18 protein-coding genes are annotated in these 17,622 nt (G+C 60.2%); 7 read left to right on the top strand and 11 right to left on the bottom strand.

The genetic code is table 11. The features are described 5' to 3' along the window. Positions 1 to 25 precede the first annotated feature (25 nt). The 4 genes from H281_RS0130335 to H281_RS0130350 all read right to left on the bottom strand — a co-directional run bounded on the left by H281_RS0130335 (position 26) and on the right by H281_RS0130350 (position 3,033). Complete coding sequence (locus H281_RS0130335) at positions 26 to 874, bottom strand: isocitrate lyase/PEP mutase family protein (protein ID WP_020070884.1); 849 nt, start codon at positions 872 to 874, stop codon at positions 26 to 28. 129 nt (positions 875 to 1,003) lie between these two features. Next, positions 1,004 to 1,429, bottom strand: a complete 426-nt coding sequence (locus H281_RS0130340; protein ID WP_020070885.1) for an OsmC family protein — start codon at positions 1,427 to 1,429, stop codon at positions 1,004 to 1,006. A 265-nt stretch (positions 1,430 to 1,694) separates the two neighbouring features. Next, positions 1,695 to 2,549: a MurR/RpiR family transcriptional regulator gene (locus tag H281_RS0130345; protein WP_020070886.1), complete on the bottom strand. Its 855-nt coding sequence runs from the start codon at positions 2,547 to 2,549 to the stop codon at positions 1,695 to 1,697. Positions 2,550 to 2,823: 274 nt separating this feature from the next. After that, positions 2,824 to 3,033 carry a hypothetical protein gene (locus H281_RS0130350; protein ID WP_020070887.1) on the bottom strand — a complete coding sequence of 70 codons (210 nt, stop codon included), beginning with the start codon at positions 3,031 to 3,033 and terminating at the stop codon, positions 2,824 to 2,826. Positions 3,034 to 3,351: 318 nt separating this feature from the next. Here H281_RS0130350 and H281_RS0130355 point away from each other — a divergent pair, with 318 nt between their 5' ends. Both H281_RS0130355 and H281_RS0130360 read left to right on the top strand, forming a co-directional pair. Beyond that, entirely contained in the window at positions 3,352 to 4,560 is a 1,209-nt protein-coding gene (locus H281_RS0130355) for a permease (protein ID WP_020070888.1), read from the top strand. A 248-nt stretch (positions 4,561 to 4,808) separates the two neighbouring features. Then, complete coding sequence (locus tag H281_RS0130360) at positions 4,809 to 5,156, top strand: H-NS histone family protein (protein WP_020070889.1); 348 nt, start codon at positions 4,809 to 4,811, stop codon at positions 5,154 to 5,156. A 258-nt stretch (positions 5,157 to 5,414) separates the two neighbouring features. Here H281_RS0130360 and H281_RS0130365 read toward each other — a convergent pair whose 3' ends face one another. Both H281_RS0130365 and H281_RS0130370 read right to left on the bottom strand, forming a co-directional pair. Continuing rightward, positions 5,415 to 5,636 (bottom strand): hypothetical protein, encoded by a 222-nt coding sequence (locus H281_RS0130365; protein WP_020070890.1) that lies wholly within the window; start codon positions 5,634 to 5,636, stop codon positions 5,415 to 5,417. Positions 5,637 to 5,770: 134 nt separating this feature from the next. After that, positions 5,771 to 6,166 carry a DNA-binding transcriptional response regulator gene (locus H281_RS0130370; RefSeq protein WP_020070891.1) on the bottom strand — a complete coding sequence of 132 codons (396 nt, stop codon included), beginning with the start codon at positions 6,164 to 6,166 and terminating at the stop codon, positions 5,771 to 5,773. Positions 6,167 to 6,477: 311 nt separating this feature from the next. Here H281_RS0130370 and H281_RS0130375 point away from each other — a divergent pair, with 311 nt between their 5' ends. Further along, positions 6,478 to 6,987, top strand: a complete 510-nt coding sequence (locus tag H281_RS0130375; RefSeq protein ID WP_020070892.1) for a hypothetical protein — start codon at positions 6,478 to 6,480, stop codon at positions 6,985 to 6,987. A 483-nt stretch (positions 6,988 to 7,470) separates the two neighbouring features. On the opposite strand, the gene H281_RS0130380 is transcribed toward H281_RS0130375, so the two are convergent. After that, complete coding sequence (locus H281_RS0130380; protein ID WP_020070893.1) at positions 7,471 to 8,052, bottom strand: TetR/AcrR family transcriptional regulator; 582 nt, start codon at positions 8,050 to 8,052, stop codon at positions 7,471 to 7,473. A 116-nt stretch (positions 8,053 to 8,168) separates the two neighbouring features. Here H281_RS0130380 and H281_RS0130385 point away from each other — a divergent pair, with 116 nt between their 5' ends. Further along, positions 8,169 to 9,158 carry an SDR family NAD(P)-dependent oxidoreductase gene (locus H281_RS0130385; protein ID WP_020070894.1) on the top strand — a complete coding sequence of 330 codons (990 nt, stop codon included), beginning with the start codon at positions 8,169 to 8,171 and terminating at the stop codon, positions 9,156 to 9,158. A 1,246-nt stretch (positions 9,159 to 10,404) separates the two neighbouring features. Here H281_RS0130385 and H281_RS0130400 read toward each other — a convergent pair. Beyond that, the gene (locus H281_RS0130400; protein WP_020070897.1) at positions 10,405 to 10,743 is read right to left on the bottom strand and encodes a hypothetical protein; all 339 of its coding nucleotides are present in this window, start codon (positions 10,741 to 10,743) and stop codon (positions 10,405 to 10,407) included. A gap of 265 nt (positions 10,744 to 11,008) precedes the next feature. Between H281_RS0130400 and H281_RS0130405 the strand changes: the two genes are divergently transcribed. Then, entirely contained in the window at positions 11,009 to 11,317 is a 309-nt protein-coding gene (locus H281_RS0130405; protein ID WP_027805075.1) for a hypothetical protein, read from the top strand. Positions 11,318 to 11,370: 53 nt separating this feature from the next. Further along, positions 11,371 to 11,622: a hypothetical protein gene (locus H281_RS0130410; protein WP_020070899.1), complete on the top strand. Its 252-nt coding sequence runs from the start codon at positions 11,371 to 11,373 to the stop codon at positions 11,620 to 11,622. 45 nt (positions 11,623 to 11,667) lie between these two features. Here the strand turns inward: H281_RS0130410 and H281_RS0130415 are convergent, their stop codons facing one another. The 3 genes from H281_RS0130415 to H281_RS0130425 form a co-directional block, all read right to left on the bottom strand. Then, a complete protein-coding gene (locus H281_RS0130415; RefSeq protein WP_020070900.1) occupies positions 11,668 to 12,846 on the bottom strand; it encodes a fumarylacetoacetate hydrolase family protein in 1,179 nt (392 codons plus the stop codon). Between the two features lie 78 nt (positions 12,847 to 12,924). Beyond that, entirely contained in the window at positions 12,925 to 14,709 is a 1,785-nt protein-coding gene (locus H281_RS0130420; RefSeq protein WP_020070901.1) for an IlvD/Edd family dehydratase, read from the bottom strand. A 215-nt stretch (positions 14,710 to 14,924) separates the two neighbouring features. Beyond that, positions 14,925 to 15,980 (bottom strand): LacI family DNA-binding transcriptional regulator, encoded by a 1,056-nt coding sequence (locus H281_RS0130425; RefSeq protein ID WP_020070902.1) that lies wholly within the window; start codon positions 15,978 to 15,980, stop codon positions 14,925 to 14,927. A 256-nt stretch (positions 15,981 to 16,236) separates the two neighbouring features. Here H281_RS0130425 and H281_RS0130430 point away from each other — a divergent pair, with 256 nt between their 5' ends. Next, on the top strand, positions 16,237 to 17,589 hold the full coding sequence (locus H281_RS0130430) for an MFS transporter (protein WP_020070903.1): 1,353 nt from the start codon (positions 16,237 to 16,239) through the stop codon (positions 17,587 to 17,589). Positions 17,590 to 17,622: the final 33 nt, after the last annotated feature.

Genomic DNA, 17,622 nt, shown 5'->3' on the forward strand with positions numbered 1-17,622 from the left:
CTGTCGATCAGGGACAGCAGCCCGCCTAGCCCGGCGTCGGCCACTTTTCTTCGGCCTTGGCGAAAAGCTGGTTGAGTTCGTTGCCGCTCGCCGCGTCTTTCGTGTAGCCGAAGGTGCCGTGATCGCGTATCTCATGCGCGGCGCGCAGTAACGCGCCAAGGGCCGCGCGCGCGAGCGAACCGCCGACGCTCACGCGCCGCACGCCCATCGCGCGCAATTCGTCGACGCTGAGCAGAACGCCCTGCAAACCCATCAACACGTTGACGGGACGCTTCAGCGCGCCGACCACGGCGGCGATTTCCTCGCGCGTCTTGAGGCCTGGCGCGTACAGCACGTCGGCGCCGACGGCCTCGTAGGCCTGCAGGCGGCGAATCGTGTCGTCGAGATCCGGGTGGCCAGCGAGGTAGTTCTCCGCGCGCGCGGTCAGCGTGAAAGGAAAAGACTGTGCGCGGGCCGCTTCGACGGCGGCGCGCACGCGTTCGACAGCCGCCTCGAATGGGTAGATCGGTTCGTCGGCGCGGCCGGTCGCGTCTTCGATCGAGCCTCCCACCACGCCTGCCCGGGCCGCCTGGCGGATGGTTTCCGCGCAGTCTTCCGGCGCATCGCCAAAACCGTTTTCCAGATCGGCGCTGACCGGCAAATCGGTCGCGGCCACGACTTCAGCGAGGTGAATCATCATCTGCGCGCGGCCCACGGCGTTATCCGGCAAGCCGCGCGAAAACGCGTAGCCTGCGCTGCTGGTCGCGAGCGCCTTGAAGCCGGCCAGCGCGAGGAGCCGCGCCGAACCGATGTCCCACGGGTTGGGAATAACGAACGCGTCCTGCGCTGCATGCAGCGCCTGGAATTGCGCTGCTTTTTCGGCCTGGGTTGTCATGGCGATGCCATTGGAAAAGCGCCGCGCCGGCGAAAGATGCCGGCACTGCGGCGTGGGTTGCGCGGAAGTTTCGATGCGCGGCGAACAATGCAGGGCAGCATTGCACGTCGCCGGTTGCCGATGCCCGGCTCAGGTTTCGAGCTTCGCGTCCATTGTGATGGTGGCGTTCAGCACCTTCGACACCGGACAACCCGCCTTGGCGTCCGCGGTGGCTTTGTCGAACGCAGCCTTGTCGCCGCCAGGAATTTTCACCGCTACGTCCAGATGCACGGCAGTGATCGTGAAGCCGCCGCCGTCTTTGTCGAGCGTGACCGTTGCAGTGGTGCCGATGCGTTCCGGCGAAATGCCCGCCTTACCCAACTCCGCCGAAAGCGCCATCGAAAAGCAGCCCGCGTGCGCAGCCGCGATCAACTCTTCCGGATTCGTGCCGATGCCGTCCGCGAAACGCGTGGAAAACGAATATTGAGTCTCCTTGAGGACGCCGCTGTCGGTGGAAATGGAGCCCTTGCCGTCCTGGAGACCGCCTTGCCAGACTGCTGATGCCTTGCGCTTCATCGTTCTCTCCTGTTGTGCCCTGCTTCACGCGCTGCACGACTGATCGCAATGCCCGCCGCAACGGTCCCGCCCGGATTTTCCGCGGCTTTGGCATGGGTCGCGAGTGCGGCGCTGCGTGACAGGCGCGGACGTGGACCGACCTTCATGATAGGCGCTTCCGTGTGCCAATGCCGTGACGGTGACATGCGCCGCCGCGCCGCGGCCGTTGAAGGCTACTCGGCGAACGGCAGGCTTTGCTGGCCGATGGCGCGCATGCCGAACACCATCAAGGCACGTACACGCCTTTCGCGTGCAGCGACTGCTCGGCGATGCTCAACTGTTCGACGGCGTCCGCGCCTTCCAGTGCAAGAAGATGCGCAACGAGCGATTCTGCGATCGCCGTGGCCGCGACTAGCGATGGAAAGAAAGACGGGCTTTCGTGCGCGAAGATCAGCACCTTGTCCGCGTTCAGTGCAATCGGCGAAACGGCGCTGTCGGTAATGGCAATGAGCTTGCTGCCTTTTTCGAGCGCGGCTTCCGCGACGCGCGCGGCTTCGACCGAATACGGCGCGAAGCTGATGACAATGGTGGCGCTATCGCGCTCCACCGTGCGAAGTTGCATTTCGAGCGTGCCGGCCTCGCCGTTGAGCAGCGACACCGACGAGCGGAAAAACCGGTAGCCGTACACGAGTCCGAACGCGACCGGATAGCACGAGCGGAAACCGGCAACATGAACGTGCGGCGCACGCCGCAGCAAGCGCGCTGCCTCCACGATCACGCGGCCGTTGTGTGCCGCGGTGACTTCGAGATTATGTTGCTGCGCGACGAGGAGATCGTTGGCCAGCGCGTCCTTCGATTTGACCAGCGAGCGAGCGCGGCTCGTGAGCGGTTCGGGCCGCGTGCGCACGCGCGCGACGAACAGGTTGCGCAGTTCGTTCCAGCCGGGAAAGCCGAGTTGCTGTGACAGGCGTACGAGCGACGCCGGTTGCACTTGCGCACGCTCGGCGACCTTGCGCATCGACGAGACCGCGACCTCGTCCGGATGGTCAAGCAGGAATGCCGCGCCCATCTGAAATTGCGGACTCAGTTCGGAAAAGCGCGCCCGGATCAGGGCGGCGAGCTGGTCGAAACTGTCTGGCATGCGATGGCCCGGAGCAGAGTTGAGAACGGGGGATGAGTGACAACAAATGTTACCACTGGGGTGGGCCGGGTTTTTTTGGTGCTTGATGAAATTCGGCCAACGCCAACCGCCGTGCAATCAATAGGTTCGCGGGAAGCGCTTGCAAACAAAACTGGCCTGCGAGGAAGCAGTTGCAAACGATATCTGGCCTGCTCGAAAACCTATACTCGCTCTGGGGACATGCGATAGAAGAGGGAGAAGTTTCCGCAAGAGCCTGATGCATCGAGTGCGCCAACTACTCTTCCGGCCCGTCCTGGAAGCCGTTCGCCGCGTCCGGGGCTATGCCAAGCATGCGAAGCGTGTCTTCTATGAGGTCGACCTCCGCCTGCATGCGCTCCATAGAGCCAACCGGAAGGTCCTCTGGCATCATCTTCCCTTGCGCCTTCCGAATGGCGTCGACGGTCACGCAGAATGCGAAGGCCGCCAGATAATCGTTGTCCTCCACGTCTTCTCTCTGTCAGTAAATACAACAGGCTAAATATCGACCAAATTTCATCTTTCTTGATGGCACTGGAACGTCTACTCGAAAAGGTGCGGCAATTCCCCGCTCTGGAGCAATATCCGCCTTCCTGATAGACGGCATCCGGGCGTCCTCCAGTGCGCCGTACTTTAATGTGACTATGTCGGTGCCAGCATCCACCTTTCTGGCCTCTCGATCGCTGAGGGGGGTTCGAAGACATCTGCGAAGCCGACGGCATGAACATCACGGCATTTACTTCTACAACCGGGCGCCGTTGGTATAGATGTCTACCAGGAGGTTGCGATGCAGATTGTCACTGCCTTGGGTCATGCGCTGTGGATGGCCTTCACGATGTTGTGGCAGATTTTCTGGGGATTGAGTCTCGGCTTCCTGTTCTCTGCTGTGATTGAAGTTGTTGTCTCGAAGTCTGAGATGTCGAAGCTTCTGCCTGACGCGTCGCCTCGCTCGCTGACGATCGCCAGCCTCCTCGGTGCCGCGTCCTCATCATGTTCTTATGCGGCCGTCGCGATGGCCCGCTCCATTGTGCGTAAAGGGGGCGACTTCACCTCCGCGATGGCGTTCCAGTTTGCAGCCACGAATCTAGTGCTCGAACTTGGTGTGCTGATGTGGGTGCTGATTTCCTGGCAGTTCGCCGCTGCTGAATTCATCGGCGGCCCCATCATGATTATCGTGCTAGTGCTGCTCTTCCGTTTCTTCCTCAGGCAGTCGCTGAAGAAGGAAGCTATTGAGCAAGCAGATAAGGGCATCGCGGGCAGTATGGAGGGGCATGCGGCCATGTCGATGGGCGAACAGCACGGCACCTGGAAGGAACGTCTCTCATCGAGAGACGGGTGGATAGCAATCAGCCATAGTTACGTGATGAACTGGGCGATGCTGTGGCGCGACATCGGGATCGGGTTGCTAATCGCTGGCGCACTCGGCGCCTGGGTGCCGGACAGCTTCTGGCAGAAATTCTTCCTTGTCAGTCATCCGACGGTGGCAATGATTTGGGGCGCTTTTGTCGGCCCCTTTATTGCGGTTGCGTCGTTCACCTGCTCCGTTGGAAATGTGCCGCTCGCTGCAGTGCTGTGGAATGGCGGTATCAGCTTCGGCGGTGTCGCCTCCTTCATCTTTGGCGACCTCATCATCCTTCCTATTCTCAACATCTACCGGAAATACTACGGCGGCCGGATGACGGTGTTCCTCGCTGTGACCTTCTATCTTGCGATGGTCTCAGCGGCCCTCGTGGTCGAAGCACTGTTCCAGTCACTCGGATGGGTCCCGACGCAACGGCATACAGCAGTCGTGGACGCAGCAATTACCTTCAACTACACCACCGTGCTGGACATCGTTTTCGGCGTCGTATTCATCGCTCTCGGCATTGTCTTTTTCAGAACCGGCGGTCCCCGCATGATGCGCATGATGGAGGGAGGCGAGCACGAACACGCCGCTCATGGGCATCACGCCGCTCATGACAACGCGCATCACCATCATCACGACCCGTCCAACTGATTTCACTGCAAGTGAGCTTCAGTATGAAAACTTACGTTTTCTCAACGCAATGTCCGTCTGTGCTGGCCATGCGTTCGATTACTCACGAAATCACTTCAAGCGATCGCTATGGTTGTCGGGCTGGCGACACCGCTGCCCTCTTTTCGTATCGCTCGACCGTATCACGTGCGGGCATCTAAACCGCCTATACTTGCAAACCATCCGCCGAAATCGATCGACGGGGAAATCGGCAACAGAGTTCAGAACATATGGCATATCAGGGTATTGAAATCGCTCAACTGCGCGCGCAACAAGAAGCATTGGACAAGCAACTGGCTGAAGCCAGGGAACGAGAGACCCTCCTCGTGTTGAACGAAATCGTGCAAAAGATGGGTGAGTATGGCATCACCGTCTCCGAGCTGACGGGGCGCAAGGTAGGCGTTCAGGCAAATGAGCTGGAAGCAAAGTACCGCGACCCCATAAGCGGCTCGACGTGGAGCGGCCGTGGGCGAGCACCCGCCTGGATTGCAGGCAAGGATCGCAATGAGTTCTTAACGGACAAGAAAGCCGCTTCGCACGCCAGCGCGCAAGGCGTGCTGTTTTCTGAAGGGCATTGAACAAGTCGCGTTGCTTTACTGTTCCGTCTGCGGTTGTAGCCTCGGGAGAAATCAACGTCTCGCTTCGCTGACGCGGGGACGGTCGCTGCGCACGCAGCGCAACTCGAGGCGCGGACAACATCAATTTGCGCTTCGCAGATTGCGCGACTAGGCGCAGCCAACGCGCAACGCGTTGTCACTTCGCGAACGGGAGCGCACTGCCACGCCGCAAAGCCGTCAAGCGGACGTTGTCTCAGCAGGCAGCGCCGTCGCGCCCTGTCATTTCTTGGCGCGCCTCCATCGGCGGTCGAGCCGGGATTTCGCGTAAGACACGGCGTATTCGCACGCGGCTTTTTCGGTAGGAAAGCGTTTCAGCGGCCCATAGGCGCGCTGTTTGCCGAGGCTGGTGGTAACGATGGCAATCGCGGCATAACCGTTCCCGGATAGGGACGCGACGGGCACTATGGTTGCGCCCGCGTACTCGACCGGCGTTGCGTGCATGGCTAGGTACCTCCCAAGTCTGCAAGGCTAGCAATGGGTGGCGGCGAATTATGTGCGCACCCTCACAAACTCGTCCGGCGCTCACCAGCGAGTTCGCATTACGACAACAAAGCCCACACGATCATCCGCGGACTTCAGCGTGATCTCATGTCGATATCGCTGTCGGAACTCAAATTCTGTCTCTCTATTGTCAGTTGCGAAACCAGCGATAGCAACTGCTGAACATCCACCGGCTTTTGAACGTAGGCGTCGAAAAGGGACGCGTGGGTGTCGGTCGGCTGCGGGCCATCGGAGAGCCGGATGACACGGAAGCGTTCGCCCGGCTGCGCGTGTCGTTGCAACTTACAAAGGGCGATTGCGTCTACCGTCTTCGAGTCAGTGACGACGATGTCCGGAAGTCTCCCTGCCACCATTTCCAACGCCTCCAGGCAATCGAGCGCCGTCATGATGTGATGACCGTCGGCCTCCAGAGAAAGTCGCAGGACCTCAATCAGATCGGGCTCTTTGCCTACCAACAATATTCTGCTCATGGCTTCCCCGCATAACTGCTTTGCAGGCGCGCATGGGTCGTGCCTGGAGTCCTCTGTATGCGAGAACTTGTACTGAAGCTTCAGTGACTAAGTCCCGCCTGCGCACCGCGCGACAACGATATGCGTAATCCGGCTAGCGAGGTCCCAGGCTTCATGGCTCGTCTACGGGGCAGCGGAACTCAGTTCTTCAACCGGAGCATGGCGTCGCAATTGGCCGACGATGACGCGCAAGGATAAGATGCTGCGGGACGAAGCGTTGCGCCGGAAAGGCTGATCTATTCTGAAGCGGATGCAGCGAATGGAGATATTCGATGGACGACCGATTTGACAGACGAGAACTGCTACTGCACCTCGGAGACATGCTCGAAGCTCTGGGCTGCCTAAGCCGCGCCGGTACACCCGACACGCCGGTGGTACACCTTGCCGCGGAACTGCATTTGTTCCGGGATTTTGGGTTCCTGCGAACGCTCGCGCCGAACATGACGGTGGCCGATTTCAGCGCACGCGTCGCCAGCGCGTTCTTCCTGTGGCCAAAGGAACTGCTCGATACCGAACTCAACCGCAAAGCTCTTGCGTCGACCGTTCAGCACGAGCTCTTTGACGGGAACCCCGACGGCTGGAACGCTTATGTCGGCCACCTTCGGAAAAAGGTCGCATGGTTTGGGGACCGGCTTGCCGGCAAAGCGGATGACGCGGGGGACGAACGATCGCATAGCGCCGCGGAGGCGGTAACTTCGGTCGCGGCCGCGCCGTCCGACGCGCAGAATGCGCCCCAGGCGCGAAGGGGCTGGCCCTGGCCCGACCCGAAGACAACGCGTTGACCCACTGCCCTCGTGGCGCTCAAGCTACTGGCCGCCTTGCTTCGGGGCGTTCCGCGGCATATTGACGTCGCTGTTCGCGCCACTACGAGTGCCCATATTGAGACCATTAGTCTTGCTGTGAGTGGAACGACCTATCGACGGACCAATGCGCGCCTCATTGGCGCCAGTGCCCTTGGCATCAGGAGAGCTGTCGGTACTCCCGGTTGGAGCCTTTGCCAAACCGGCGCCGGCACCGGGCGTTGCCGTCCCGCCCGCAGGCCGGCCAGTTTGTGCGTACGCTGCGACCGACAGCGCGACCGCGAGAACTGAAGCGCAAAAAGTCTTAACGATGTAGTTCATGATGCACCTGGAAAGAAAACGTCTCGTGCAAGCGTCTGCCGTGCACACGATCCTCGGCGCATAGTTCGTGCCTTATTCCGCTGATTGTTTGCGGATACGCAAGCGCTTGCTAACGCATGCGGAAAACAGCCAGGTATGCAGGTGTCAGTTACCCGGTTTTGACCCGAGCAACAGAATGTCCACCAGTCGCTTCGCACTTTGCTGCCAGTCGGGAGCCGAAGCGACATTCGACACGCCGACCAGTGCACGCAGCAAATCAAGTGGTTCCAGGTCTGCCCGGACGTCTCCACTCTCGACCGCACGTGACACAAGCGTCTGGATTGCCGCCTTGATTTGCTTTCCGGAATACTCGAACAGCTCGCTCGTCGCCCCACCGACGATCGAGTTCAGCGCCGGCGCAATTATTTTTTTGGTCGCAATGTAGTCGACGAAGAGCAGCATCCATTCTCTCAGCGCCTCGTCGGCAGGCAACTCCTGGGTAAGCCGTCGCTCCTCTTCCGCCAGGCTTTCGACCTCGGCGCGGTAGACGCTCTCGAGTAACGCCTCGCGGGTTGGAAAGTGGCGATAGAGCGTCCCGGGGCCTACGCCAGCCTGCCGCGCAACCTCCTCGAGGCTAATGTCACCTCCTTCACTGGTGAAGGCTTTCTTTGCCTCTTCAAGGATGCGCTCACGGTTGCGTAGCGCGTCGGCTCGTGGCTTTTTCTCTTTAGGCGTGGACGCAGTCATGGTGCAATTCGCACTTGCAAACGGAGGGACACTCCGCTTAGTATATTGAAAACGGAGACATCCTCCGTTTTATTGAATTGTAAAAGTGGCCTCATCTTACAGTGACGGGAGAAGGCATGACGAAGCAGTTAGGAGCGACATCGACGACTGACGATGTGTTGTCGGGCATACGGCTCGATGGAAAGCGGATTCTCGTCACGGGTGCATCCGCGGGGCTTGGCGTTGAGACCGCGCGAGCCCTCGCGGCACACGGTGCGACCGTGGTCGGCGCTGCGAGAGATCTGGACAAAGCAGCACGTGCAATCGCCGGTGCGCGGCAGGAAGCCGCTGCGGGCGGTGGCAGCATCGAACTGGTTGAACTGGACCTGGCGAGCCTTGCCAGCGTTCGGGCCTGCAGTGACAAACTGCTCGCCGAGGCCAAGCCGTTTGACATCATCATCGCCAATGCGGGCGTCATGGCTACACCTCCGGGAAAGACCGCGGACGGCTTCGAGACGCAGTTCGGCACCAATCACCTCGGGCACTTCGTGCTCGTGAACCGGCTCGCGTCCCTGCTCCCGGACGGAGGACGCGTGGTGATGCTCGCATCTTCGGGGCACCGGTTCGCGAATGTCGACCTCGATGACCCGGGCTTCGAGCGCACGCCCTACGACCCGTTCGTGGCATATGGCCGATCCAAAACAGCAAACATTCTTTTCGCGGTTGCGTTCGACCAGCGTCATCGAGCCCGAGGCGTACGAGCGGCGGCTGTCCATCCCGGTGGAATCCAGACTGAACTGGGACGACACATGGGCGAAGAACAGCTGACTAATATGGTGGAGGCGATCAACAAGCAGCTCGCTTCTGAAGGGAAGGCGCCTTTCCAGTTCAAGACCATCCCACAAGGCGCGGCGACGTCTGTGTGGACTGCTGCAGTCGCGTCGGCCGATGACATCGGCGGCCGGTACTGCGAGAACTGTCATGTGAGCGGAGTTGTTCCTGACGATGCCGTGATTACCCCTGTTAGCGAGGGCGTTCGAAGCTATGCGCTCGACCCGGCCAACGCAGCGGCGCTCTGGCGTAAGAGCGAGCAGATGGTAAACGAAACGTTCGCTGCACCGGTCTGAGCACAGTGGAAGGTCGGCTCGCCGGCCTGCATCGAAGCTCCCTCGTCTTGTCGCAGTCGATTCCGGGAAATAGTTTTCCCCTCAGTGACGTTGAAAGACTCTGCGAGCACGCACTAAAGACACACGCATCAATGCTGTCCGGCGTTCAGCAGCATCCAGATCCGCCGCGTCGGCGGACCCGCGAGGATTCGCGCAAACACACCGCGACAACGAAGGCACGTGTAGTGTTCCTCGGCTCGCGCATCTTTAACGGCGCCCGCACCGTTGAGCGTCAGGTCTTGATGCGGGGGCTCGGTCGCCGGCATCCCGTAGAGGTCGGCGCACCGTGCACAGGGTTGAATCCAAAGGTCCATTTGTCAGTTGTCGATGATTTGCGAGGAGTCGCGCGGGCCGCCCTTGCTCGTTGCGGAGGTTGTTCTCGCCCTGAGAAGGCGGCGCTGCGCACCCGCAAGCTTACTCGTGTGCCGGGTTCGCGGCTTGATGACGGTTCTCTTGCGACCGTTTATCAACGACGCCTAGGCGAGCCGCCACTTCGCTTACGACGGATGACAAACGCGCCAAACGCGGCCGCGATAAGGACAAGCACCGTCAGTGCGGTTGCCAACCCTGTCGCACTTCGAGGTTCGCGGGCGCCTGTGGCAACCGCAGCGGCCGCCGGGGACGACGCCTGACTGGCGACAGGTTGCGGCAGCGCTACGCCGGCCGCACTGCCTTGACGCACGAGCGATGCCTCGGATGTCGGCGATGCCTGTGACGCAGGCAACGCTCCGGCGTCGGACGTGAGAGCAGCCGCATCGGATGCCGGTCCGACAGGAGCGAAATCTGTTGACGAAGCGATCGCCGGAGCAGCCGCGGCGTTCGCCGAAATGGACCGGGCCATCGTTTTCCATTGCGCGAACACTGTGTCGATACAGTGGACGTCGGTGCAAGCATTACGCGCTTGCCGCCATTGCGCGAGTTGCCCGGATGACAGCTTTCCGCTGCTGAGCAGCGCTTGCTGCTCAGCGACGATATCGTCGTACTCGTTATTCAGAATGGCGTGGTCGCATATGACGCGCTCTGCCGGCTGGCGGGTTGCAGCGCATTGAATGTCACTCGCCCACGCACGCGTCGAAGCGAGGGCTGCCGTGAACAGCAGAAGGCCGAAATACTTTCTCGAACGCACCAATCCTCCTTTAACCGATCAGGCGCATGACGCCATTTGAAACGATCACCGAGCGTTCTCCCTTGATGGCCGCGAGCAACATCATTCGGTTGAAAAGACAACAGCCGCCACGCCGCCGACCTCGGTGAAGCTGCGAGCAAAGCGATACGTTTGACCGTCGATCTGCATGAGATTCACCCCCGAAGAAGTCGACTCGAGCATCTCATTGGCAAGCGCCGTGGATATCGCGCCAATCTGCCTGAGTTCCTCACGCGGCCCCTCGGGATTGCCCAGATAGACGGTACAGAGATCGTTCGTGTGCCGCATCATGACGACGCTGCTAGCGCCGTCAAGAGACCGTTCCAGGTATCCAGCGAGTGTCTGGAGCGCTTCCGGTATCTGCGCCGACTGCTCGCCCAACAAGTTGTCGTCATTCGTCACTTTTGCCTCCCTTGCCCGATTGGCCACGTGACCGTCTTACGCCTTCTCTTCTGTTGCCATCATGGCACATCGGCAGACGAAAGTTGTGGCGCCGTGACGTGACATTGCAACAGGCTTTCTGCGACGCGGGCGGACAGTCCCGACGAGCGCGTAATGTCGTGTTACCAATCTCGCAGAGCCGTTGCACCTGTGTCCGGACTCGTCTCCTACACTTCGAGCCATGTTCACCGACACGGCACGCAACGCGTGCAAGGGAGTAGCGAAAATGAATAAGAAAATTTTCGGCGTAGTACTCGGTCTTGCTGCATTGGCAGCGTCGACGGCCGCGTCGGCTCACGTCAACGTCGGCGTTGGAATTGGCATCCCGGTGGGAGTGTATGCGCCGGCTGAACCGGTGTACGCACCGCCGCCTCCGGTCGTGTATGCTCCCGCCCCTGTCGCCGTCGCATACGGCGACTATGACTGGCGGGCGCGTGAATGGCGTGAGCGTCGCGAATGGCGTGAACGTGAATGGCGTCGCCACGAATGGCGCGAGCATGAGTGGCGTGAACGTCATGAATGGCGCGGGTATTGAAAATGGCGCCCGAAGGCGCCAGATCCCACCATCCAACTTTAGAGTATCTTCGAATGAAAGCTAGGCCGATAAGAATTGCCCTCGTTGCAACCGCGCTGGTCTTCGGGGCGGCAGGCACGGCGAACGCCGCGGGCTGCATCAAGGGTGCGGTAGTGGGCGGCGTCGCCGGGCATTACGCGGGGCACCATGCTGTCGTCGGCGCGGTCGGCGGCTGCATGGTGGGCAGGCACCTCGCCAAACAGCGCGCTCAGGAGCAGGCCGCACAACACCAGGCCGCTCAACGTCAGGCCGCACAGGCGCAATAAGACGTCCCGGCTTCGTGCGCCCGCACGAAGCCGCTCAAAGGTAGCTTAAAGCACGCCCCGGGAAGCCAGATTGCGATAAAGCGCGCGCACACCGAAAGTCCATGGCGCGACCTCCGTGCTCAATCGCACGGTATTGATCAGCGCGCCGAGTTCGGGAGCCGAAATGGTCACCTTGTCGCCAAGATGATGCGTGAAGCCGCCGCCCTTCGTGTCGCGGTCCTTGATCGGCGAGAACATCGTGCCGAGGAACAGCATGAAACCGTCCGGATACTGGTGATGACGTCCCCATGTCTGCGCGACGAGATCCGCCGGGTCCCGGCTGATTTCGCTCATATGGCTGACGCCTTCCAGGACGAAGCCGTCGTCCGCACCTTCCACGCGCAGGGAAACACTGGTCTTGCGGACGGAGTCGAGGTCAAACGAGTCGTCGAACAGACGCACGAAAGGACCAATAGCGCATGACGCGTTGTTGTCCTTGCATTTGCCCAGCAGCAAAGCCGAGCGCCCTTCTATGTCGCGCAGATTGACGTCGTTGCCTAACGTTGCGCCGACAACCTCGCCACGGCTATTCACTGCAAGGACGATTTCCGGCTCCGGGTTATTCCACTTCGACGCCGCCAGCAGGCCGACGTCGGCCGCGAAACCTACCGCGGACATCGGCTGCGACTTCGAGAAAACTTCGGCGTCGGGCCCGATGCCGACTTCCATGTACTGAGACCATGCGCCGCGTCGTTCGAGTTCCGCCTTGAGTTTCATTGCTGCTTCCGAACCCGGCTTGATTTTCGACAGGTCGGTGCCGATGGTGGCGGCGATGGTTCCTCGAACCTCCTCGGCTTTAGCGGGATCTCCGCCCGCCTGCTCTTCGATCACCCGCTCGATCAGGCTCACTGCAAACGTGACGCCACACGCCTTGATTGCCTGTACGTCATTGGGAGCAAGCAACCGGGGCGCGTCCTCTTGCACTGCGCCCAGGTTTGCTTCGACCAGTTTCACAACGGAACCAAGCGCCTCACCCGCAACCGTCCGGGCAAACTGAACGACGTCTTCACGATCGAACAGGTCGGCAGTGGTCGCCACACTCGCGGTGATATCCAGTACTTCGCCGTTACGCACTACGACGACAGACGGCCCTTCGTATGCGGCCGTTTTGCGCCAGACACGACCGACAAGCAGCGCCCGCTGCAAGTCGTCAGGCAGATAGCTGGTGGGGTTTTGTGACGTCATGATGAGGGTTGTCTCCGTTCACACAGGCAGATCGAGTCGGCCGGACTGGCATCGCGATGCGATGCCAGCGCTGCCGGTTTAGTGGGAATGTCGCGGGTTGCCGCGTTCTGCTATGACTTTGAGGTAAAGCGTTGCGGGCTCGAGGCATCCGCCCGTGGACAATTGACCGACAGTCTGTCGATAAAGCTCTTGCCACGGTGTCTGCGCCGGCGGAATGTCGAAGCTCACCGTCTCACGACGGCGTGCAAGCTCGTCTTCATCGACCAGAACATTCACGGTCCGCGTATTCAGGTCGACGCGAATGCGGTCGCCCGTTTGCAGAAGAGCGAGGCCGCCGCCAATGGCCGCTTCCGGCGACATGTTCAGAATCGACGGGCTGGCCGACGTTCCGCTTTGCCGGCCGTCGCCCATTGTGGGGAGCGACGTTATGCCTTGACGCACGAGTTCGGCAGGAGGCGCCATGTTCACGACCTCGGCACTGCCTGGGTAACCCACGGTGCCCGCACCGCGAATCACCAGAATGCAATGCTGGTCGATGTTGAGCGACGGATCATTGATGCGAGAGTGATAGTCCTCGGGTCCGTCGAACACGATTGCCCTTGTTTCGAAGCTGTTTTCTGCACCGGGTTCGCTCAGATAGGTATTTCTGAACGCATCGCCGACCACGGACATCTTCATGATGGCGCTGTCGAAGAAGTTGCCGGAGAGCACGATGAATCCAGCGCCGTGCTTTAACGGCTCGTCGGTCGTCTTGATGACGTCGCGGTCGGGTTGAGCCGCATTGTCGGCAATAGCGCCAATCACCTGGCCCGAAACGGTCAGGCAGTCACGATGCACGAGCCCAGCGCGGTCGAGCTCCCGCAGCACCGCCGGAACACCGCCCGCGCGATGAAAGCTCTCGCCCAGATACTCGCCGGCCGGCATGCAGTTCACGATGAGCGGTACTTTTTCGCCGACACGTTGCCAGTCGTTCAGACTCAACTCAACGCCCATATGACGAGCAATCGCGATGAGGTGCGGCGGACAATTGCTCGATGCGCCTAGCGCCGATGCCACGACAATCGCGTTCTCAAACGCCGCCTTCGTCATGATCTTCGACGGCCGCACGTCGTCTCGCACCAGGTCGACGATACGCTTGCCCGTTGCGTACGCCATCTGTCCGCGCTCCCTGTAGGCTGCCGGGATGCTCGCACAACCCGGAAGCGACATACCCAGCGCTTCGGCGAGACTGTTCATCGACAACGCGGTTCCCATCGTATTGCAATGCCCAATGGACGGAGACGATGCGGTGGTCAGTTCCATGAACCCCTCGTAGTCGATCTCGCCCGCCGCGAGCAGATTGCGCGCATGCCAGATCACCGTTCCCGAGCCCACTCGTTTGCCTTGATGCCAACCGTCCAGCATCGGACCGCCTGACAGTACGATGGCCGGCATGTCGACCGTTGCGGCGGCCATCAGGCACGCGGGCGTAGTCTTGTCACAGCCTGTTGTCAGCACGACGCCATCCAGAGGAAATCCATGCAGGATCTCAACGAGACCAAGATAAGCGAGATTGCGGTCGAGTGCGGCAGTAGGACGGCGGCTTTGTTCCGCCAGGGGGTGAACCGGAAACTCCATCGGAATTCCGCCTGCGTCACGAATGCCTGCTTTAGTGCGCGTCGCGAGTTCGATATGGTGACGGTTGCAGGGCGCCAGATCGCTGCCTGTCTGCGCAATACCGATGATGGGCCGCCCCGACTGCAGCTCCTCCCGCGTGAGGCCATAGTTCATGAAGCGCTCTACGTAAAGCGCGGTCATGTCCGCGTTGGCAGGGTCGTCAAACCATTCCTGGCTGCGCAAGCGCCTGGCATTGAGCTGAGTCATGCGTTGTACTCCGTCGTGTCCATGTCGTGACGATGTCGTGGAATCTGATAGCGACTATCGCCGTTGCTGCGACAGCGTTAGCGCCGAGGCGCTCGCTGCGGTCTCCGTGCAGACAGATCGGTTAGATCGGTCAGATCCGTCAGATCCGTCAGATCTGTTATCGGTAACATCCATTGATGTTATCACGCTGCGCAGACGCTGTGCACCAGGAAAGGTTACGCGCTTTCGCGCGAAATCACCGTGTAATCGATAGTGAATTTGCGGCGCTCGGGTATCGCGCGCGGAGTAGCCGACGCGACCGACGACAGCAACAGCTGCCCCGCGCGGGAGCCGATACCGTAGGCGTCGACCGACACCGTCGTAATCGTCGGGTTACAGCAAACGGACACTTCGAAATTACCGAAGCCCGCCACTGCGATATCGTCGGGAACGCGAAGTCCGCGACGGTGGCATTGCATGATGGCGCCAAACGCGGACATGTCGCTCACGCACATGACAGCATCCGTATCGGGCCATCGTTCGAGAAGAGCATCTAGCGCGGGAGCGCCGTGACTCATGGTGATAGGCGATTCGCCAAAGCGGATCACCCGGGGCTCGCCGAGCCCTTGTGCCTTCATCTCCTGCTGGTAACCCTTCAGGCGCTCCAGACCGCGTCGATCCAGGTCACTTGCGCCGGCCAGAAAACCGATTTTGCGGTAACCCCGGTCCTTCAGATATCGCACCATCTCACGCGCTGCCCGGGCGTTTGAAAAGCCGACCGCCATGTCGATCGGGTTGGTTGGCAGGTCCCACATTTCCACCACGGGGATACGCGAGCGCTCGAGTACTTGCCGCGTTCCTTCAGTATGCTGCGACCCGGTCAGCGCGATGCAGCGAGGCTGATATCTGAGCATCGAACGAACCAGTCGCTCTTCGCGAGCGAGATCGTAGTCGGTGTCTCCCAGAAGAATCTGCAGGCCATGAGGCTCTAGCGCGGCGGATAGCCCACGCACGGTATCCGAGAAGTTCGAGCTAGCGAGAGACGGTACGAGCACGGCGACGAATTCCGACTTCCCGGACGACAGCGCGCCTGCGGCGGCGTCGGCCACGTAGCCGAGGTCGTCGATTGCCTGCTGTACGCGCTCCCGGGTTGCCGGCGCCACGCTGTGCCCCGCCAGTACGCGAGACACCGTCATCTTCGAAACGCCCGCGATACGCGCGACGTCCGACATGCGAGGTGGACCGGGATGCGGGTCGCTGACGGTACGGTCGTTGATGCGGGGATTGCCCATCGGTCTCGGGGTGGTTTGCTTTCATGAGCGAGTCAGCCGGAACTGCGGCATAAACGACTCGCAACGACTCAGCATGATACGGCACCCGATATTGCGCGCCTAGGTAGATTCCCCTGGCTTGCCGTTCGAGGGCGCATCATGCTACCTTCGTTACCGATAACATTTTCCCACGAGGGAAAGCTTTGCCCGCCGATGTTATCGGTAACATCAAGTCGGGCATTCCTCGCAGAGGACATACCAAAAGGAGACAGTCCCAATGCCAACCCTTACTCAGGCAGCGGCGGCACCCGCCGTAGCCAGCGAGGTCGAAGAACAGTTGTATCGAAAGGTATTGAAGCGCATCCTGCCGCTGCTGCTTCTCTGCTACGTGGTCGCGTATCTGGATCGTGTCAATGTGGGCTTTGCAAAACTGCAGATGCTCGACGCGCTCGGCTTCAGCGACAGCATTTACGCCGTGGGCGCCAGCATCTTCTTCTGGGGGTATTTTCTTTTTGAAATGCCCAGCAATCTTCTTCTTCACAAATACGGTGCGCGGTTCTGGATTGCACGCATTATGGTGACGTGGGGCATTGTCTCCTCGTCACTGGCGTTCATCTCGCCTCTTTCGCATTTCTTCCATGTACAGACTTCGACGATGTTCTACATTCTCCGGTTTCTGCTGGGAGTGTGCGAGGCCGGGTTCTTCCCGGGGATCATCCTGTATATGAACTACTGGTTTCCCGCGAGGCGCCAAAGCGTGGCCATGTCGGGCTTCCTGATTGCCATTCCGGTCAGCCTGACACTCGGCGGCGTCATCTCCGGCTGGCTGATGGAAAACACGCACGGCCTGCTCGGCATGGGAGGCTGGCAATGGATGCTTCTGCTTGAGGGTATTCCTTCTATTCTGGTCGCATTCGTCGTGCTTTTCCGCATGGGAAATGGAATTCAATCGGCGAACTGGCTGACGGCTTCCGAGAAAGCTCTGCTGCAAAGGAATCTTGAACAGGAAAGCTCGAAAAAGACCCACAGCGTTGCAGCTGCGTTGAAGAGCCCACGTGTCTGGTTGCTGACCTTTATTCTTCTCACGTTCAACACTGGCTTCTACGGCCTGGCGTTCTGGCTTCCTTCAATCATCAAGGCTTCTGGTGTAAAGAGTACTTTGAACATTGGCCTCTTGACCGCTATTCCGTACCTCAGTGCGGTTGCGGCAATGATCTGGAACGCCTGGCACTCGCGTAAGACCGGGGAGCGCAGACTGCACGCCGCTATTCCTGCCTGTATTGGTGGTATCGCCCTGATCCTGAGTGCCGCGTTCGCGAACAACGTTGCTTTGTCGATTGTTTTCCTGACGATTGCCACGTGTGCGATTCTTGGTCTGATGCCGATTTACTGGACGTTCCCGGGACAGATTCTTTCTGGCACCGCGGCGGCCGCCGGCATTGCACTCATCAATTCCGTTGGAAACCTGTCCGGCTTCACCGGTTCGATGATTACCAGTGTCGCTAAAGATCTGACCGGCAATATCAACAATGGCACCTATGCTCTTGGCGCGTGCCTGCTCGTCAGTTGCGTCCTCATTCTGTCGATTCCGCGAAGCATGCTGAACAGGGATTCGGTCGAGCGCGCGTGAGGAAATCGTAGCGAGGGCGGTTGAGAACAAACT

Origin of the sequence: Paraburkholderia caledonica (assembly GCF_000383275.1) — a bacterium.
In the GTDB taxonomy this organism is placed as follows: domain Bacteria; phylum Pseudomonadota; class Gammaproteobacteria; order Burkholderiales; family Burkholderiaceae; genus Paraburkholderia; species Paraburkholderia caledonica.